This is a genomic window from Labilibaculum sp. K2S (genome assembly GCF_030372765.1).
GTDB lineage: Bacteria > Bacteroidota > Bacteroidia > Bacteroidales > Marinifilaceae > Labilibaculum.
Window position 1 is genome coordinate 14,597 of sequence record NZ_JAUCMW010000004.1, and the last position, 17,003, is coordinate 31,599.

At 36.7% G+C, this 17,003-nt stretch carries 18 protein-coding genes and 1 pseudogene; 8 read left to right on the plus strand and 11 right to left on the minus strand.

The window, feature by feature from the left end; genetic code table 11:
* Window positions 1-95: 95 nt before the first annotated feature.
* The 10 genes and pseudogenes from QUH73_RS07240 to QUH73_RS07285 form a co-directional block, all read right to left on the minus strand.
* Window positions 96-734, minus strand: a complete 639-nt coding sequence (locus QUH73_RS07240; RefSeq protein ID WP_289529770.1) for an SDR family oxidoreductase — start codon at window positions 732-734, stop codon at window positions 96-98.
* A gap of 56 nt (window positions 735-790) precedes the next feature.
* Window positions 791-1,774 carry an NADP-dependent oxidoreductase gene (locus QUH73_RS07245; RefSeq protein ID WP_289529771.1) on the minus strand — a complete coding sequence of 328 codons (984 nt, stop codon included), beginning with the start codon at window positions 1,772-1,774 and terminating at the stop codon, window positions 791-793.
* A 250-nt stretch (window positions 1,775-2,024) separates the two neighbouring features.
* Window positions 2,025-2,450, minus strand: coding sequence for a DoxX family protein (locus tag QUH73_RS07250; protein WP_289529772.1), 426 nt, complete (start codon window positions 2,448-2,450; stop codon window positions 2,025-2,027).
* A gap of 79 nt (window positions 2,451-2,529) precedes the next feature.
* The gene (locus QUH73_RS07255) at window positions 2,530-3,456 is read right to left on the minus strand and encodes a mechanosensitive ion channel family protein (protein ID WP_289529773.1); all 927 of its coding nucleotides are present in this window, start codon (window positions 3,454-3,456) and stop codon (window positions 2,530-2,532) included.
* Between the two features lie 267 nt (window positions 3,457-3,723).
* Window positions 3,724-4,401 (minus strand): haloacid dehalogenase type II, encoded by a 678-nt coding sequence (locus tag QUH73_RS07260; protein WP_289529774.1) that lies wholly within the window; start codon window positions 4,399-4,401, stop codon window positions 3,724-3,726.
* Between the two features lie 97 nt (window positions 4,402-4,498).
* Window positions 4,499-5,170: a flavodoxin reductase gene (locus QUH73_RS07265; protein ID WP_289529775.1), complete on the minus strand. Its 672-nt coding sequence runs from the start codon at window positions 5,168-5,170 to the stop codon at window positions 4,499-4,501.
* Between the two features lie 71 nt (window positions 5,171-5,241).
* Window positions 5,242-5,919 (minus strand): 2,3-bisphosphoglycerate-dependent phosphoglycerate mutase, encoded by a 678-nt coding sequence (locus QUH73_RS07270; protein ID WP_289529776.1) that lies wholly within the window; start codon window positions 5,917-5,919, stop codon window positions 5,242-5,244.
* A gap of 13 nt (window positions 5,920-5,932) precedes the next feature.
* Entirely contained in the window at window positions 5,933-6,445 is a 513-nt protein-coding gene (locus tag QUH73_RS07275) for a ferritin-like domain-containing protein (protein WP_289529777.1), read from the minus strand.
* Between the two features lie 117 nt (window positions 6,446-6,562).
* The gene (locus QUH73_RS07280; RefSeq protein WP_289529778.1) at window positions 6,563-6,979 is read right to left on the minus strand and encodes an OsmC family peroxiredoxin; all 417 of its coding nucleotides are present in this window, start codon (window positions 6,977-6,979) and stop codon (window positions 6,563-6,565) included.
* A 141-nt stretch (window positions 6,980-7,120) separates the two neighbouring features.
* Window positions 7,121-7,216 (minus strand): annotated as a pseudogene (locus QUH73_RS07285) (Fe-Mn family superoxide dismutase); the annotation flags it as partial.
* A 243-nt stretch (window positions 7,217-7,459) separates the two neighbouring features.
* Here QUH73_RS07285 and QUH73_RS07290 point away from each other — a divergent pair.
* The 8 genes from QUH73_RS07290 to QUH73_RS07325 all read left to right on the plus strand — a co-directional run bounded on the left by QUH73_RS07290 (window position 7,460) and on the right by QUH73_RS07325 (window position 15,124).
* Complete coding sequence (locus tag QUH73_RS07290) at window positions 7,460-7,753, plus strand: SPFH domain-containing protein (RefSeq protein ID WP_289529779.1); 294 nt, start codon at window positions 7,460-7,462, stop codon at window positions 7,751-7,753.
* Between the two features lie 260 nt (window positions 7,754-8,013).
* On the plus strand, window positions 8,014-8,589 hold the full coding sequence (locus QUH73_RS07295; RefSeq protein WP_289529780.1) for a Crp/Fnr family transcriptional regulator: 576 nt from the start codon (window positions 8,014-8,016) through the stop codon (window positions 8,587-8,589).
* Window positions 8,590-8,868: 279 nt separating this feature from the next.
* Window positions 8,869-9,735 (plus strand): hypothetical protein, encoded by an 867-nt coding sequence (locus tag QUH73_RS07300; protein WP_289529781.1) that lies wholly within the window; start codon window positions 8,869-8,871, stop codon window positions 9,733-9,735.
* A gap of 157 nt (window positions 9,736-9,892) precedes the next feature.
* The gene (locus QUH73_RS07305) at window positions 9,893-10,882 is read left to right on the plus strand and encodes a hypothetical protein (RefSeq protein ID WP_289529782.1); all 990 of its coding nucleotides are present in this window, start codon (window positions 9,893-9,895) and stop codon (window positions 10,880-10,882) included.
* Between the two features lie 13 nt (window positions 10,883-10,895).
* Complete coding sequence (locus tag QUH73_RS07310) at window positions 10,896-11,732, plus strand: hypothetical protein (RefSeq protein ID WP_289529783.1); 837 nt, start codon at window positions 10,896-10,898, stop codon at window positions 11,730-11,732.
* A 62-nt stretch (window positions 11,733-11,794) separates the two neighbouring features.
* Window positions 11,795-12,574 (plus strand): hypothetical protein, encoded by a 780-nt coding sequence (locus tag QUH73_RS07315; RefSeq protein WP_289529784.1) that lies wholly within the window; start codon window positions 11,795-11,797, stop codon window positions 12,572-12,574.
* Window positions 12,575-12,811: 237 nt separating this feature from the next.
* Window positions 12,812-13,588, plus strand: coding sequence for a nucleoside triphosphate pyrophosphohydrolase (mazG, locus tag QUH73_RS07320; protein WP_289529785.1), 777 nt, complete (start codon window positions 12,812-12,814; stop codon window positions 13,586-13,588).
* 240 nt (window positions 13,589-13,828) lie between these two features.
* Window positions 13,829-15,124 (plus strand): glycosyltransferase family 4 protein, encoded by a 1,296-nt coding sequence (locus QUH73_RS07325; protein ID WP_289529786.1) that lies wholly within the window; start codon window positions 13,829-13,831, stop codon window positions 15,122-15,124.
* A 6-nt stretch (window positions 15,125-15,130) separates the two neighbouring features.
* Here QUH73_RS07325 and cbiD read toward each other — a convergent pair whose 3' ends face one another.
* Window positions 15,131-16,951 carry a cobalt-precorrin-5B (C(1))-methyltransferase CbiD gene (cbiD, locus tag QUH73_RS07330; RefSeq protein ID WP_289529787.1) on the minus strand — a complete coding sequence of 607 codons (1,821 nt, stop codon included), beginning with the start codon at window positions 16,949-16,951 and terminating at the stop codon, window positions 15,131-15,133.
* Between the last annotated feature and the right edge of the window lie 52 nt (window positions 16,952-17,003).

Consider the following 17,003-nt stretch of genomic DNA (forward strand, 5'->3'; position numbering starts at 1 on the left):
TGTTCTTTAAATTGATAGTTCTTGTTGTATTCAAAGTTTTATCTTTTGGAAGTAAAAAAATGAAATTGTGAACATAGACCTGCTGTAGATTTTTTTTAAACAGTACGAACTGCTTTTTCAATAGACATATCACCCGCAAGAATTTCAAAAAACTGGTTTTGCATTACGCCATCTTCCAAAACGTCAACTAAAGTTTTGGCAACATCTGCTCTTGAAATCTTTCCTGAATTTTCAAATCTTTTTTCAAGTTGAATTTTGCCCGACCCGTCTTCGTCAGTCAGATGGCCTGGTCGAACGATACTATAGTCCAAACCACTGGCACACAGATAGTCATCAGCATTTTTCTTTGCTTCCAAATAGGCTTGAAGATCTTTATTCCGGGAAGGGTCGTCTGCTCCCATTGCACTTAATATAACAAACTTTCCGGCTCTCTCATCCTTAGCAGCATCAATTAGCCGTTTTGCTCCTTCCTGATCTACGCCTAAAACATTTTTACCTTTTGATCCTGCAGCAAAAATTACTTTGTGCGCATTTTTCACTGCATCACTCAAATCTTCTTCCAAATCAGCCAGAACGGTTGTTACATTTTCCTTTTCAAAATACTCTTTTTGATCCTGCTTCCGAACCATAGCAATAGGCCGATAGGTTTCTGATTTTACTAATAAATTAATGACGATTCTTCCCGTAGTGCCGTTGGCTCCGGCAACTAATACATTCTGTTTTACTTTAGTCATGATATTTTATTTTTCTCTATAAATAGATTCGTTCGTAGTTTAATTTAATGAACCGTTTAGGATAGACTTATAATCACTTTTCCCTTTGCTCTACCTGTGGCTAAGTATAAATAGGCTTCAATGCCTTGTGCGAAGGAATAAACCTTATCAACCACCGGCTTTATCTTCCCATCTTTTACCATAGATGAGATTTCCGCCAATTGTTCGCCATTGGGTTGCATCCACGTATGCTTATAAATAGCTGATTTTTCTTTGATTATGCTTGATAATTCTTCGGGTAATTTATAATTAGTCATTCCCAGATTCTTTGCAGATTCTTCGTCTGGAAGGCCGGATATCGTGGTCACCTTTCCTCCCTCTTTGATAATTTCAAAGGCTTCCAACGTGTAGTTATTTCCTAATGTGTCAAAAACAATATCCAAATCTTTTGCAATCGTTTTGTAATCTTCAGATTTGTAATCGATCACGCGGTCGGCACCAAGTGCTTTCACCATATCTACATTTGGAGTGCTGGTGGTAGTGTAAACAAAGGCCCCTTTCGCTTTGGCATATTGAATTGCAAAAGTTCCTACACCTCCTGATCCTGCATGAATAAGCACACGATCGTTTTCTTTCAAACCGACGCTTTCTAAAGCCTGAATCGCAGTGAGTCCTATCAATGGTAAGCCGGCGGCTTCTTCAAACGATATATTATCGGGTTTTTTGGAAACCACACTACTCTCAACAGCTACATATTCAGAAAGTGTGCCCATTTGTTGTTGAGGCACTCTTGTATACACGGCATCTCCCAATTCAAATTTGGTAACTTCCGCGCCTTTCTCCACAATCACACCGCTCACATCAAAGCCAATTGTGCCGGGAAGTGACAATGGTACCATATCTTTCAATCCACCACTCACCATTTTGTAGTCAATAGGGTTGAGTCCTGCTGCTTTGGTTTCGATAAGAATATCCGAAGCCTTGATTGATGGTTTTTCTATTTCGTTTATTGATAAACTGTCTTTAAGTTCACCGTATTTTATTATTTGTAATACTTTCATATAATTATAATTTGTTTTTTAGTTGCTATATGGAACTTACCATATAATCATTTCCCTGTGTGTAGAAAGCTTTATACATGGACGTTTCATATAATTATAATTTGTTTTTTAGTTGCCATATAGCCTGTCCCGAATTTATCGGGAGAACTTACCATGCTGGAATAATCATCCCCCTGTATGTCAAAAACACTTTGGCATGGACGTTTCATATAAGTTAAGTTTTATTTTAATGCTTGTTTAAGCATTCTGTTTATTTTTTAGAATTTCTCCACGACTGCCATGCACCAGATGACCAAAGCGACCAAGCTATGAGAACCGGTTGAAAGAAAAGTCGAATTAATCGGGCACTATCAGAATTTAAAACTCCAAAAGCATCTTTTCCATCAAGGTATTGGGCTAAATTTCCTGGGAAAACCAAGATAAAGAATATGGCTAAGGCCCATCCAATATTCACTCGTTGCTTTTTCCACAACAGTAAAGTCAGACCTAATGCTATTTCAACAATACCTGATAATACTACCACTAAATTTTTGCTGAATGGAACCCAATCAGGAACCTGAGCCTGGAAATCGATACTATTAAAAGTTAGATGACTAATTCCGGCATAGACCATAAATAAGGCTAATAGAATTCTTAAAAATTTTTGCGTTAGAGATGTGTCGACTTCTTTTTTCATAGCTGTATTTTATAGATTAACAATTAAAAGGGATCTGAAAGACCGCTTTCGTACATTGGAATTTTCATGAACTAGGACCTTAATCTACTTCTTTGGTTACTCTCTTCGTATTCAATTCCATTTGGGAGAGTTTTTGCCCGCCTTTAATTCCAAAGTCCAATGTCCGAATTGGAAAAGGAATAGTAATATCTTGTTCATCAAATGCACTTTTAATCGCTTTGATGGCTTTGTTTTTCATCGTGAAGTAGCTGGGTTCTCCAGGATATTCTATCCAAAATCGAATATTAAAATTGATTGAACTGGAGTCAAATTCAGCATAGTCAAAAACCACCAAATCTTTATCTATCACTCCCTCCAAGTTTTTTATTGTGCTCACGACAACATCTTCAACTTTATCAAGATCTTCTGCGTAAGAAACTCCAACGGCTATATCAATACGCCTTTTTTTCAAAATAGAAAAATTGTAAATAGCACCCTGTAATATGTCTTTATTTGGAATGTAAACTTCCTGGCCATGGAAAGTCTCAACAACCGTAATCCGTAACTCAATTTTACTTACTATGCCCATAATACCCTTTATTTCTATAATGTCCCCAATTTTAAAAGGTTTCCTGAAGGCCAAAATAACACCCGAAATAAAATCTGCCGCTATATCCTGAAAAGCAAAACCCAATACTAAACCTAGCACACCAATTCCTGCGATTAGTGAGGTTAATGCTTTATTTAGCCCGAGTACTCCGAGCATAATAAAAAAACCAAGCCCTAAGATTGCCGCATAAACAAGAGTGGAAAATAAATGCCCTAATGCTTCGTTTTTTGATGCTTTGGTGAAAAGCTTTATAGATAGTTTGCTTCCTAGTCTTGCAAGCACTAGAAAGATTATTAATAACAACAAGGTCACTGCCATGTTGGGAATCAGACTAATGAAGGAATCAAACCAACCTTCTAACTTTTGGATTACCGTTTGTACTGGTTCTGCTAATTGCTCTTGTATGTCCTGTATCATTGTCCTATCCTAAATTTACTTTTATTTAGTATAAGGAAATATTCCTTTACTGTTTTGAAAGCATTTCCAAAAACATCCTTCAATTTCAAGGCTCGGAATGGTTAAGCCAAAATTTACTGAATGACTTTCAATAGACTTTATTAAAGTTAGGGGACATTATCGATTTTTGTGTTACACAACTTTGGTAAATGTTTATATCATTCATACATTGGAAAATGTGCCTTAGACTCTAAAGCTTAAGGCCATCTACTCGATTGGCAAAAGCTTTTATTTCATTTTTTCTAATTTCATTGGTAAATCAGTCAACTGATTAATTATCAATGTTGGCTCAATTCCCCAAGGGTCAAATATAGAATTTTGAGAACGTTGTACCCATGCAGAACGCATCCCGTATGAGATTGCACCTATTACATCAAAAGGATTACTTGAAATCAACCAAGAGTCTGATTTTGCAGAATTAGTTTCACTATTGAAATATTCATAAACTAAAGGACTTGGCTTAAAAATCCCGATACCTTCTACACTTATGATTCCATCAAATCTGTCAATAATTTTCGCATCCGTTAAAAGCTTTGTTATCGCTTTTCCACTGCCATTTGAGAAAGCAAATAATTTATGTCCGGCTTCTTTTAGATTTTTCAAACTACTCTCAACATCGGCAAAGCTTGGTAAAACAGAATACTCATCCATTAGAAATTCTTTTTGTCCTTTGCTTAAATCAGTCTTGAACATGATACAACAGAATTCCAATGAATCATTTGTACACACAGAAAAGTCTTTGTATTTATTCATTAATCCTCGTCTAAAAGAATATTCTAACTGCTTGTTTCTCCATGTCTCCATGAAAAGTTTTGCTTTGTCACCAATCATTTGCTCTAATGAATTAAACACTCCGTATGTATTTATCAGAGTTCCATAAACATCAAATGCTAGAGTATATTTCATGTTGTTCGGTTTGTTTAAAATTAAAAAGCATTATAACTTAATTTAAATATCTTAGTCATTCATCTTCTTACTCCACCATAATAAGTAGTGGTGTTTTTTAAAATACTTCTTTAACAATTAGTTTTTTATCTATTTTCAAATTCGCCAATTGTTTTTCAATGGCATCCATCATTGGCGTAGGTCCGCATACATAAATGTTTTTGGTGGGGTCGCTTATGTGAGCTTTGAGAAACCCTTCTGTGATTTGTCCGTGGGCATACCCATCAACTTTTTCGTCAGATAAAATATTGATGAAATTTTCGCCTAATAACTTTTTAAACTCCGATGCGAGAATGATGTCATCCTTGGTTTTATTGGCAAAAATGAGTTTATTGTTACCTAATTCCTTCTTTGATTGAAGATACCTGAAGATGCTTATAAATGGAGTGACACCTGCACCTCCGGCAATAAATACACCTTCTTCCTTATAGGCGATAGCACCAAAAACATCGTGCAAAATCAACTCATCATTCTTTTTTAGCATTAAAAGTTCGTTGGTTACCCCTTTGTGCGATGGATATGTTTTAATGATAAACTCAAGGTAATCATTTGCAGGAAGGCTTGCAAAGGTAAAAGGTCTTTTCTTATCCTTCCAGTCACTTTTATTTATTGAAACTTCGGTGGCCTGGCCGGGAGTAAAGTTATACTGCTGAGGTTTCTCAGTTATAATTTGCAGTACATTGTGGGTGATATTCTGAATCGAATTTATTTTTACGATATGTTGAGTCATAGGGTACTAATTTTTAAACAGATGTTAACGTTTCGTGCTTTATTTCTTCGGTATTTATAAAAAAGTAGATATTAGTTATTGATTTTTTCAAGCAACCCGTCTTTTAAATAGTAAAAAAGAGGTTTTCCTGTAGGGATTTCTAAACCAAGGATTTCTTCTTTTGTCAGTTTTTCTATAAACATGACAATGGAACGCAAGCTATTACCATGTGCAGATACCAATATATTTTTACCTGCTTTCAATTGAGGTAAAATAGTATCCTCAAAAAAAGGAATGGTTCGTTCAGCTGTATCTTTTAACGATTCGCCATTTGGAGGAGGAATATCATAACTTCTGCGCCATATATGAACTTGCTTATCTCCAAATTCTTTTGCAGTTTCGGTCTTATTTTTCCCTTGTAATTCTCCATAATAGCGTTCGTTCAATTGCCAATTGCAATAGACAGGAATAATGTTTTTTGCCATCTCTTCATTGTAAATGCTTGTCCATTCTTTCATCTTGCCTTCATTATGAATAACCACGGGGGTTTTATCACTTTTATTTTGTGCAAGGGCAAGCATAGTAGTTTCAATAGCTCTGGTCTGTACTGAAGTAAAAACTATGTCAAAATTGATATTAGCTAATTGTTCTCCAGCTTTTATTGCTTCAACAATTCCAGCGGACGAAAGAGGAACATCAACCCAGCCCGTGAACACATTTTTTTTATTCCAGACTGATTCACCATGGCGCACTAAAATTAATTTTGTCATAGCATACTTAGTTTTACATTCTAATTTTTTTCCATTCTTCTTTCATTAGTGTAATGTCTTTTATCCAATCTTCAATGTCATTTTCGTGTTCAAGCTCTTCATTTAGTATTTGAACAGCCATTTGATATGTCGAATGGTCTTTGCCATTTGTAAAATCTGCAATTTCCTGATACCTTTGGATTGCACATCTTTCTCCTTTTAGGTTTTGTTCTAAAATTACTTCGATATAGGGGTCCGATGGTTCTTCATATGAACAACGAGCTAACTTTGTCCATTCAATAGGATTTATTACTGGTGTTCCACCTAATTGAATAATTTTGTCAACAATTAAAAGAGCATGTCCTAATTCCTGATCTGCATGGATTAAAAGTTCGGGTTCTACTTCACTTCTCATTGGACCTTCCATAAGTCTTGCTCCAATCCAATACTGATAATATGCAAGCCATTCTTCGCTTAAGGCTGCATTTAACATTTTTAAAAGTTCATCTACATCAACGGATGAGATTTTAATACCTTGTTTTCCCATATTATTTTATTTTAAAAATTAAAACTATTGTAATCATTTTAACTGTGTCTGTCTGGTTTTTTATCCAAAAGCTAACGAAAAGCAATATAAAATCATAGAACCCATATTTTCAAATTCTTAAGTTTCCAAATGAGATTCAGATGTAATTGCCACTTTTAATACTTTGGAGACTATACAGTTTTGTTCAGCTTCCTTAACAACTGTAGCAAAAGCATCAGCATTCATATCTTTCACAGAACCCTTTATTGATAAATGTATTGCAGTAATGGATAAGCCTTCCAGAGTTAAGCTTGCCTTTGTATCCAATTTATCAGGGCTTAACCCTTTTTTATCTAAAATAGATGCAACTGACATTGTAAAACACCCTGCGTGTGCAGTTGCCAATAACTCTTCAGGATTAGTCCCCTTTTCACCTTCCTCAAAACGTGTTTTGAAGCTGTAATTGGTTTTATCTAATATTCCACTTTGCGTACTTAATGTTCCTTTGCCCTCTTTAATATTTCCTTGCCAATTGGCTGTTGCTGTTCTTTTCATGTGTATATAATTTGATTTTTATTTGTCACATAGAATACCCAAATTGCAAGCATCTTCCTGTGTGCAAAGCCTTTTACATGGGTGTTTCATAATTTTACATTTTAGTTTTTTGTTAAAAAGTATGTGATTTACTTCAAACCCTCAGCATTTAAATTCTATTACATTCCAGAAGGCATCTACATAATCTGATCTTTTGTTCTGATATTTTAAATAATAAGCATGTTCCCATACATTCATTCAAAGGTTAGGCTATAAATTAAAAAAAGCATTACACAGTTCTGTCTATTAGTTACATCATTCGCACCTTTTTGAATAACAAAAAAGTATTTAATCGTAGATTAGAATTAGTGAGTTAATAAAGAATGCTAATATCACTAATGTGGATAATTGTAGGGGGAGTTTTAAAGTATCGCCCAAATAGTCTTAGAGTTTAATCTCCAGCATTAAATTGTATCAGGCAAACTAATAAGAAGCTATTTTTTGAAGCCTTCAATACAGTCCAAAAACGGAAAAAACGATACCAATGATGTTGTCCTTCCAGAAATAGTGAAAATTCTGAATGAAATCTTTGGGCAGTATAATATAGAAGAAATACATTCTTTTAAAAGGAGTGAAATCGAATCTCTCATTTTGAAAAAATTAAGAAGTAAATTCAAAGAAGATCATATCAAAGTTGATGCAATACTTTTTGTAAACATTCAATTTTCAGAAATTATAAAAAAAAGAATCGAAGAAAATCTATTAAGAGAAGTAGAAAAGAATAACTGTCAGTGATTGGATAATATATCAAGTTGATAAGAATAATCCACTCATAATAATTAAGCAACCAACTGCCATGAGATTTGTTTAGAGGAAATGCTCTGCCTAAGCCCGCCTCTGCATATATTTACAATCCAAATTAATCCCAAAACTCCCAAATACTTTTGTAAATTTGATCTTTGAATACATCTCCACCAGCACACAACACAATAGTGCAGTTGCGGGTTTGGCTCGGCACACACGTTAAGAATGCAACCTTAAAAACAGCATAAGTTATGTCTATTCTAAAAGAACATCTGAAACTTGACGGAATTGCAGAAATGAAGCAATTCTTTCTTGAAAACGGTACTGCAAAAAAATATACGAAGAATAAATTCTTTATCCGGCAAGGACTAAAGAATGATTCTATTGGTTTTGTTCTCGATGGAGGTTTCAAGTATTTGGGATATACTTCGGATGGGAAAGAACAAATTGTAGGTTACTGTTTCGAAAATGATTTTGTTGTTGATTACGCTACATTCCAAATCGAAAAACCTCCTGTTATTGATGTCGTAGCCATAAAAAACAGTACTATTCTGCTCCTTACACACAATGACTTCAACGCATTTTATGAAAATTGCGGCATAATTAATTTCCGAAGCAAAGTAGCAGAAACCTTACTAAATGATATCAGCAGCAGATTGCTTTCGTTGTATTGCGACTCCCCTGAAGAACGCTACACAAAACTTATAAATCGTTATCCTGATATTTTAAATCTGATTAGTTTGAAAGAAATAGCTTCATTAATAAAAATTACCCCCGAAACTTTGAGCAGAATTCGAAGAAAATTGTCCTTGCATCAAAATCCTTGATTTGAATCAAGAATTTTGATTTCCTATCTGTCTATTTTTGATAATGAATTGTAATACTTTTTTTAGGTATCATTTGTTGCTCTAATTGAAATGCTGCAAAATACAGTAAGCAATCCTGTCAGGAGCAAAATATTCAGATATGAAACGTCCATGCCAAAGTGATTTTTACACACAGGGGGATTGATTATTCCAGCATGGTAAGTTCCATATGGTAACTAAAAAACAAATTATAATCATATGAAATCAAATGCATTAAAAATGAAAAAGATATTGTTAGTAATGGCCGTAGTGTTTACACTACCGTCCTGTGAAAAAGATGATAATGGATTCGTTCAGAACCTTCAGTTAAGCACAAAATCATGCGTATTGGATAATGAGCATAGTTATGTAGAAGTCAAAAAACTCAAAGGAACTGGTTTTCTTGATGTAACTTCTTCTCAACCAGACGTTGCCGAAATTCGTTTTGACGAGCAGAATAAGGATATATTTTATGTTATCGGCCACAGGCAGGGACATGCAACAATTACTGTTGCAGATGTTGATGTTAACAAGACAGGTGATTATGACATTAAAACAATTGATGTTGATGTTCGCGAATCGATTCATTATGGAGAATATTCGTCCGAGGAGATATACATAAAAACAGGAGAATTCCGAATATTCAAACTCCCTTTCAATTTTGACAAGAATGATAGTTTAGTTGGAGTTAACGATTATATTGTCTCTGCGTCCGCTAATGCCACACTGGGTAATCAGTTCAAAGTCCAGGCAAAATCCAACGGCATCACTGAATTTCAGATATATAAAGGAAAAATAGAACTTTTCTCGATTCGTATTCATGTAGTCAATGAATATGACTTGTACATTCAAGAGAGAGACAGCCACAGTCCGCTAACTTTAGATCTCCCGTTTATCGCTGGAGCTAACGGCATCTCAGTTTGGAGGGGAAGCGGTCAATATACTGCCAGGGTAGTTGATGAAACAGTAGCTGCAGTCGATTCGATCATTCGTGATGATGACCATTTTAATCAACAAAATAATACCGCCGCAGTTCTGGTGACACCTTTAAAGAGTGGTAAAACTAAACTAATCGTTACCGACGCGGTTACCGGGCAAACATCAGGTGTTGATATTGTGGTAAATTGATTTAGATGAAACTGAAACACAATCCGAAATGATATGAAACGAGCCATTAGAGCCAGACCTCTCGCACCGGAGTCTGACTATGATGGTGAGTTCCATCCATTGTCAAAATTCAGCAACATACGAGAATTGCAGAAACTTAAATTGAAAAAATAAACAGATGAAAATAATAAATTTAACCGGAACATTTCTTTTCTTTTTTTTTACCATTTTTTTCGTTTCATGTAGTGATGATGACAACAGTGGATTGGAGTCTATTCCTTCTGTTGCCACATACAAAACAACCTTTAAAGTTGCATTAGGATATACCTATAAGGTAACAGACATCAACACTAACCAAGTACTGATTGATGTTGATTACGGCGTAGCCGATGTGAAGATGCTTGTTTATGTCATTCACCAGAAAAAAGACGGACATTATTTAAAAATGGGGCGCGTTAGTCCTTCCAAACTACAAGATATAACAACAGATAATATTGCTTCTGTGAATGATTCATTACCGAAAGGTAAATACCATATTACTTTTGTTGCTTGTAAAGATTTTCAGTTTGTATCTGGTAGCACAGACATTCGAACATTTCTTGAACCTTTAACCAAAGATTATAATGAAGCAGTGATGCAAGTTCCGAATGACTATATTCACTATGCGACTACAGAATTCGAAGTTACCGCACCAAATGGAGATGACTCTCCCGTATTTTTGAATTTAAAGAAAATGACAACAGACCTCATTTTTGAATTTACCGATGCCGATAAAGTTCCGAATCCTTACGATTACCAGTTAACTGCAGGTGTAGATAGTATTCCATCGGCATTCTTTATTGCAACAGGAAAAACGCTTACAGTAAAAGAGACGGAAGAAAAGAAACTGTACCTCTATTCAGGAGAGCAAGATGTGCCATTAGTTACTGATGATAATAAAAAGGCAGTGGTCACAACTTTCCATACGCTGTCAAACGACAACCTGCCTGTAGCTGACCGGGGCAGATATTGGTTTGAATTTAAAGAAAGTGCTAACGGAGGAGAACAAATTAAAGTAGCTTCCGAAGATCTGGACAAGTTCACTTCTGATCATTCATCGGCAATGTACATCCATGGTTTGTACGACGAAGAACAAGCGTTAGTTAAATCAATCGGGAAAACTGAATAATCAATCAAATACTATGAAAACAAAAAATGCGTACAAATTATTGATGCTATTACTGCTTGCTGTTTTTGCAGGGGCGTGTAATGATGATGACCAGGAACCTTTAAGTTTCGACAACACTTACTATGAAGTTCCGGTACACGGCACCCGTTATATTGGCGTAAAAAGCGGAAGCGGTAATTATTCCATTCAGGTAGAAAATCCATACTTACTTTCGGCTTCGGAAGATAAAGGATGGTCAAACCCTGCAGGAACGCTTCTGGTTCGGGGGGTACTAACGGGAGAGTCAACACTCATTGTTACTGATAACCAAACCGGAGAAACAACAAATCTGCCAATAAAGGTAACCGACAACTACGAGGTTCTTCGGGTCTCTCAACTTTATTGGAATGACTCCACGATTATGAAAAACGAACATCCTGTTTTTAGCAAAATGCCTTTTGTCTTTCTCATCAACAATCAGGCGAGAGATGTATATTTCGCAGACATGAAAGGAGAAAACTCGATAACAAATAATGGCATAAGAATAAAGGGGAAAGGTTCTTATTCTTTTACAATGGATGATGGCAAACCATACCTGACATTGATATATCCGGCAAATGAAAACGGACAGTTGACCGATGATACTTCTGCGGTTGCAACTCCTCATAAATTTGAGATTACCCAAAGTAGCGAATTCTTGTGGCACCGGCTGGATGAGAACCTGAACCTCGGCTGGGGAACCATTGCCAAAGCTTATCCCAACAGTCTTCGGGGCGAAGCTATTACAATGGAGGAAATTAATTCAATCTACAAACTTGAAGGTAAATTTGAACCTGTTGAAATTCCAACCGGTATATTGAACCGATACTAATTTAGCGATCCGTAGTTAGGACAACCTTTTCAAATAGCTTCACAAAGAGAAAACATAAAATCATGAAAAAAACATTATTTATTTTATTTATTCTGGCTGCCTTTATTGGTTGCGAAAAAGAAGATGTTGATACCAACAAGGAATTGACGCCCGGTTACACAACAATCACCGGACACTTTGTAACATCAGACAACGCGCCTTTAAAAGGTGTTGGATTACAATTGAAATATGTCGAAAGGGCTTTGCTCTATTCCCACTCCTTGCTAAAAAAAGAAGCAACAACCGATGCCGATGGTTCATACAGCATGTCTTTCAATATTAAAGATGACGAAGTGGAATCTTTTGAAGGCCAATCTTCCTCTTATTTCGAATTACAGATTGACTTCAGTAATTTAGATCCGGATAAATACTTTCTGCCAGAGCAGGTTTCTGAAACGAGTACCTCTTATCCGTATAACCCGATCATTTCGTTAAAACAGGACACTGCATACGATGCGTCTTTCTATATTCCAACCAAAGACTATATTACAGTTGCATTGAAAAATTTCAAACCAACAATCGAGTCTGATCACTTCGAAGTTCAAACGTTTTGTCCATGGGGAATGAAATCTGATGAAAATGTAGGTAGCGACTTTTTAGATACTGAATATGGAATCATCTCAAGCGGCTACGATAAATTTGTAGCAAAAAGTGAAAACCAAACATTTACTAAAATTCCTGTAGCCCGAAACACCACCAACATTGTTCGAATTATTAAAATGAAGAACGGAATTGCCAGCCCGGAAGACTATAAGATTTTCATTCCTGAAAATAATACCATTGAATTAACGTATGAATATTAAAACGTATGCTAATTGAGCAGATAACCAGTGAGCTAAAAGCCCACTGGTACACCTCCATACCTCAACAGTCTCAGCATAAACCAATCGGACTTATTCATAAAACCAATTTTATAGTAAGGCTTAAGTAGGCTTCGTTGGAGCCCATCCTCTCCTACCTTCCAATTCATAATTCTAATAAATTCTCAAACTCCCAAATACTTTTGTAAATTTGATCTTCGAATATAAAACGCAGAACAAATGGATAGAAAACTAAAAGCCTTTGAGCGCTTATTAAATATTATGGATCAGCTTCGCGAAGGCTGTCCGTGGGACAAAAAGCAGACCTTTGAGAGTTTGCGCACGCTGACCATCGAAGAAACCTACGAGTTGGCCGATGCCATTTTAAAGGGTGAAAATCAGGAAATAAAGAAAGAATTGGGCGATATTCTGCTACACATTGTGTTCTATGCCAAAATAGGTTCTGAAACCAACGATTTCGACATTGCTGATGTTTGCGATGGCATCAGCGAAAAGCTGATCTATCGTCATCCTCACATTTTTAGCGATACCAAAGTCGCCAATGCCAGAGAGGTAGAAGAAAACTGGGAACAACTGAAGCTAAAGGAAAAAGACGGTAACAAATCAGTTTTGGAAGGTGTTCCGCAAAGTCTGCCTGCTTTGGTAAAAGCCAACCGCATTCAGGATAAGGTACGAGGTGTAGGCTTCGACTGGGATGAAAAAGAGCAGGTTTGGGAGAAGGTGAAAGAAGAAATGATGGAATTGCAGGAAGAAATTATCAATGGCGATCAGAACAAAATGGAAGCCGAATTTGGCGATATGTTCTTCTCCTTGATTAATGCCGCCCGTTTGTATGGCGTAAATCCTGAAAATGCACTGGAACGTACCAACCAAAAATTCACCAAACGGTTCAATTATCTGGAAAGTAAAACCATAAAATTAGGACGAAACCTAAAAGACATGAATTTGGAAGAAATGGATGAGATATGGGAAGAGGCCAAGCAGTTTGACAAGTAAGGATGAAGCTTCAAGGTACAGGGTGAAAGGAACAAGTAGTAAGGAGAAAGTAAAAAAAACAAGACATGACAGCGTTCCGACGATTGTCATTCTGAGCAAAGTCGAAGAATCTTTTCATTAATAGGAGATGTTTCAACAAACTCAACATGACGTATAAATATTGAATGCTTCCATTTTTGGACAGTCACTTTTTACTTTAATGTTTTAACTTTAAGCTTTACACTTTTAACTTTCATTTCAATGAACATTCTACAGATCATACCCGGATCGGGAGGCAGTTTTTACTGTGGCAATTGTTTGCGCGACGATAAATTTCATATCGCCATGAAAAAGCAGGGACATGAGGTGACCAAATTGCCTATGTATCTCCCCCTGTTTTCCGATGAGCATGACTTGAATGAGATTCCAGTTTTTTATGGAGCCATCAGCATTTATCTAAAGCAATTGTATCCTGTTTTCAGACATGCACCTGCCTGGATGGATCGTTTGTTGAACTCAGGCCCAATGTTAAAATTAGCGGCCTCTATGGCCGGATCGACCAATGCAAAAGGCCTGGAAGAAATGACCGTTTCGATGTTGATGGGAGAAGAAGGAAAGCAGAAAGAGGAGCTCAACCGCATGGTAAGCTGGATGGCAGAATATCTGAAACCCGATGTAATTCATTTGTCGAATGCACTCCTGTTAGGCCTGGCTCCTAAATTAAAAAAGGAATTTCCGAATGCCATACTGGTTTGCTCCCTGCAAGATGAAGATGTTTGGGTTGATGCCATGAAAGACTCATTTAGAGACAAAATTTGGGCACTAATGAGTACCAAAGCCGAACATTTGGATGCATTTATTGCTGTAAGTGATTTTTACGCGGGAGTTTCACTGGAAAAAATGAACATTCCAAAAGAGAAAGTTTTCATTAACCATTTGGGTGTTGATCCAAATGAGTATACCTATGCAACTCCCAATACAAAAGACCGAAACATCGGTTACATTTCCCGAATGTGCGAAGGAAATGGTTTCGATATTATCGTTGATGCCTTTATCGAACTTAAAAAAGATACTGCCTGCCAAGATGTGAAATTGATCGTAACCGGCGGATCAACCGGTGACGACAAACCTTTACTAAAACAAATCCGGCAAAAATTAAAAGAAGAAAGACTTTTGGAGCAGGTTGAATTTCATGAAGATTTTAACGGGGAAGGAAGGCACGAGTTCTTCAAAAAAGTGAAACTGATTTCGGTTCCTGTGCGGAATGGTGAAGCCTTTGGCTTGTATCTATTGGAAAGTATGGCTTCGGGCGTACCGGTTGTGCAACCCAATCTGGGTGCATTTGCCGAGATTGTTAATAAATCAAAGGGTGGGATCATCTACGAAAACAATACTGCAGAAGAACTGGCCTTGACTTTAAAAGAGTTATTAAACAATGAAAACAAGATTCAGGAGCTTGCTGTTGCAGGTCGAAAAGCTGTTGAAAAGGAGTTCAATATCTACACAAAAACTGATTATCTGATCAATATTTACAAGCAATTACTTACGAAGAATTAATCAGTTCTAGAAAATGTCCCCTTTATTGCTAATCAAAAGAAGCTCAAAATCGTAGTCTTCAATTAACGACTTACAAACATCAATGCATTTGCTTTTTAATGCCTTAAAAAACGGCTCGTCTTCCGAAAATGAAAATAGCTCTTCCAGTTCTCTTCCCATTTTTATCTCTCCGATTTTTTGAATCATATCATGAGAATATTCACAATCTTTGGCCAAATCCATCAAAAAATCATGATCCAAAACAACCTTGCCACTATGGGTATCTAAATTACCGGCAGCCAATTTCACCGCTTTGCCAGTCATAATTCCCATGCTTACTTTTTCGGCACCCGAAGCATTCATTGTTTGCAGCATTTCACCAATAAAATTCCCGTACTGCAGGAAAGCCAAATCGCCCAAATCAGGAAACTTCTCTTTCAGATATCGTTCACTTCTTCCTCCGGAATTTACCACAATGTGCTTGCTCCCGTTTAGCACAGCCAAATTCAACTGTTTTTGAATGGTTTGTACATAAGCTTCCAAAGAGTAAGGCTTAATTCTTCCGGTAGTTCCGATGATGGAAATGCCATCAACAATTCCCAGCTTGGGATTAAAAGTCTTCGCTCCCAGTTTTTTACCTAGGGGCACAAATACCGAAACATCAATACCTCTATTAATATCATACTCTTCCAGAATTTGCTCCAATTCTAGTGCAATCATTTTTCGGGGAACAGGATTTACTGCCGGTTCTCCCAAAGGAATTCCCAAACCATTTAAAGTAACCGTTCCTACTCCTTCTCCTTTCACAAATCGAATGCAGTTTGCATCATTCCATTTCAAACGAACACCAATCTCCATTCCATCCGTAACATCCGGATCGTCACCCGAGTTTTTCACCACCGAACACAAAGCAAAATCTTCCGCGAATCTGTTCTGATGCAATTGCATTTCACAAATTCCCCCATCGGGCAAAATAATGCTTTCTTTTGGCTGCAATTTATCCCCTAACAATAATTTTAATGCTACTTTCGCGGATATTGCAGCACAAGTTCCCGAAGTAAAACCATGCGCCAATTCTTTTCGCTCCAGTCCAAACCGATTCTTCAAATATTTCTGCAGACTTTCCCGGTTACTGATCGTCTCATCGTAATTTGGCAGGTCTGGCCGGGCAATCACATACAATGGAATTTGATGTTTTACCGCCAAATCCATTTTCTGATCCAGCAAGCCCGAATAGCCACTCTCCTTGGTAATCATGGCTTCAATTCCCGCATCAACCAACAAATATTCAACAGATTTCATTCCTTCAAACGCATCCGATACAATCAGTTTTTCGGCTTCAACACCTGCCTTTTTGGCAATTTCCAATGAAGAAGGAAAATCAAGAATCCGATACCAAATATTGGTATTTGGCATGATTTTATGAATCACCGGTAAGGCTTTCACACCAATAAGTGAAAGTATTTTTGCATAATTTTGTGACTGTAAATCCGTTAATACAGACACCAGACTGTGATGATATCGTATCCATTTGCTGTCAATTCGGGGTACTGTATCGCGCTCCACTCTAACAACAGGCAGAGCTGCTTGATTTGCAGCATCCGCAATACTATGATGCAAAACTTCCGCAAAAGGATGTGCTGCATCTATCAGTAAATCAATTTTATTTTCCAGACAAAAGATGCAAATCTCTTCCACATTCATGGCACCGCAAATTCGCTGTCCAAATTTAGATTCGTAGCTTCCCGAACTCGTTTTTGTCGAATAGAAATGTGAAATCTCCAAATCATTCAACCAATTAGATGTTGCTTTCCCCTCTGTTGTTCCCCCAAATAATAGTATCTTCATTGCAATTTATTTCTCTCTTTCGCCCTTTCATGACTCATAATTTCCAAATCGT

Excerpts from the sequence above, each read along its gene's own strand:
- QUH73_RS07265 (WP_289529775.1), bottom strand. The coding sequence starts at position 5,170 with ATGACTCAACATATCGTAAAAATAAATTCGATTCAGAATATCACCCAC.
- QUH73_RS07300 (WP_289529781.1), top strand. The coding sequence starts at position 8,869 with ATGGCCGTAGTGTTTACACTACCGTCCTGTGAAAAAGATGATAATGGA.
- QUH73_RS07295 (WP_289529780.1), top strand. The coding sequence starts at position 8,014 with ATGTCTATTCTAAAAGAACATCTGAAACTTGACGGAATTGCAGAAATG.
- QUH73_RS07315 (WP_289529784.1), top strand. The coding sequence starts at position 11,795 with ATGAAAAAAACATTATTTATTTTATTTATTCTGGCTGCCTTTATTGGT.
- QUH73_RS07325 (WP_289529786.1), top strand. The coding sequence starts at position 13,829 with ATGAACATTCTACAGATCATACCCGGATCGGGAGGCAGTTTTTACTGT.
- cbiD (WP_289529787.1), bottom strand. The coding sequence starts at position 16,951 with ATGAAGATACTATTATTTGGGGGAACAACAGAGGGGAAAGCAACATCT.
- QUH73_RS07275 (WP_289529777.1), bottom strand. The coding sequence starts at position 6,445 with ATGGGAAAACAAGGTATTAAAATCTCATCCGTTGATGTAGATGAACTT.
- QUH73_RS07305 (WP_289529782.1), top strand. The coding sequence starts at position 9,893 with ATGAAAATAATAAATTTAACCGGAACATTTCTTTTCTTTTTTTTTACC.
- QUH73_RS07260 (WP_289529774.1), bottom strand. The coding sequence starts at position 4,401 with ATGAAATATACTCTAGCATTTGATGTTTATGGAACTCTGATAAATACA.
- QUH73_RS07250 (WP_289529772.1), bottom strand. The coding sequence starts at position 2,450 with ATGAAAAAAGAAGTCGACACATCTCTAACGCAAAAATTTTTAAGAATT.
- QUH73_RS07310 (WP_289529783.1), top strand. The coding sequence starts at position 10,896 with ATGAAAACAAAAAATGCGTACAAATTATTGATGCTATTACTGCTTGCT.
- QUH73_RS07255 (WP_289529773.1), bottom strand. The coding sequence starts at position 3,456 with ATGATACAGGACATACAAGAGCAATTAGCAGAACCAGTACAAACGGTA.
- QUH73_RS07280 (WP_289529778.1), bottom strand. The coding sequence starts at position 6,979 with ATGAAAAGAACAGCAACAGCCAATTGGCAAGGAAATATTAAAGAGGGC.
- mazG (WP_289529785.1), top strand. The coding sequence starts at position 12,812 with ATGGATAGAAAACTAAAAGCCTTTGAGCGCTTATTAAATATTATGGAT.
- QUH73_RS07270 (WP_289529776.1), bottom strand. The coding sequence starts at position 5,919 with ATGACAAAATTAATTTTAGTGCGCCATGGTGAATCAGTCTGGAATAAA.
- QUH73_RS07240 (WP_289529770.1), bottom strand. The coding sequence starts at position 734 with ATGACTAAAGTAAAACAGAATGTATTAGTTGCCGGAGCCAACGGCACT.
- QUH73_RS07245 (WP_289529771.1), bottom strand. The coding sequence starts at position 1,774 with ATGAAAGTATTACAAATAATAAAATACGGTGAACTTAAAGACAGTTTA.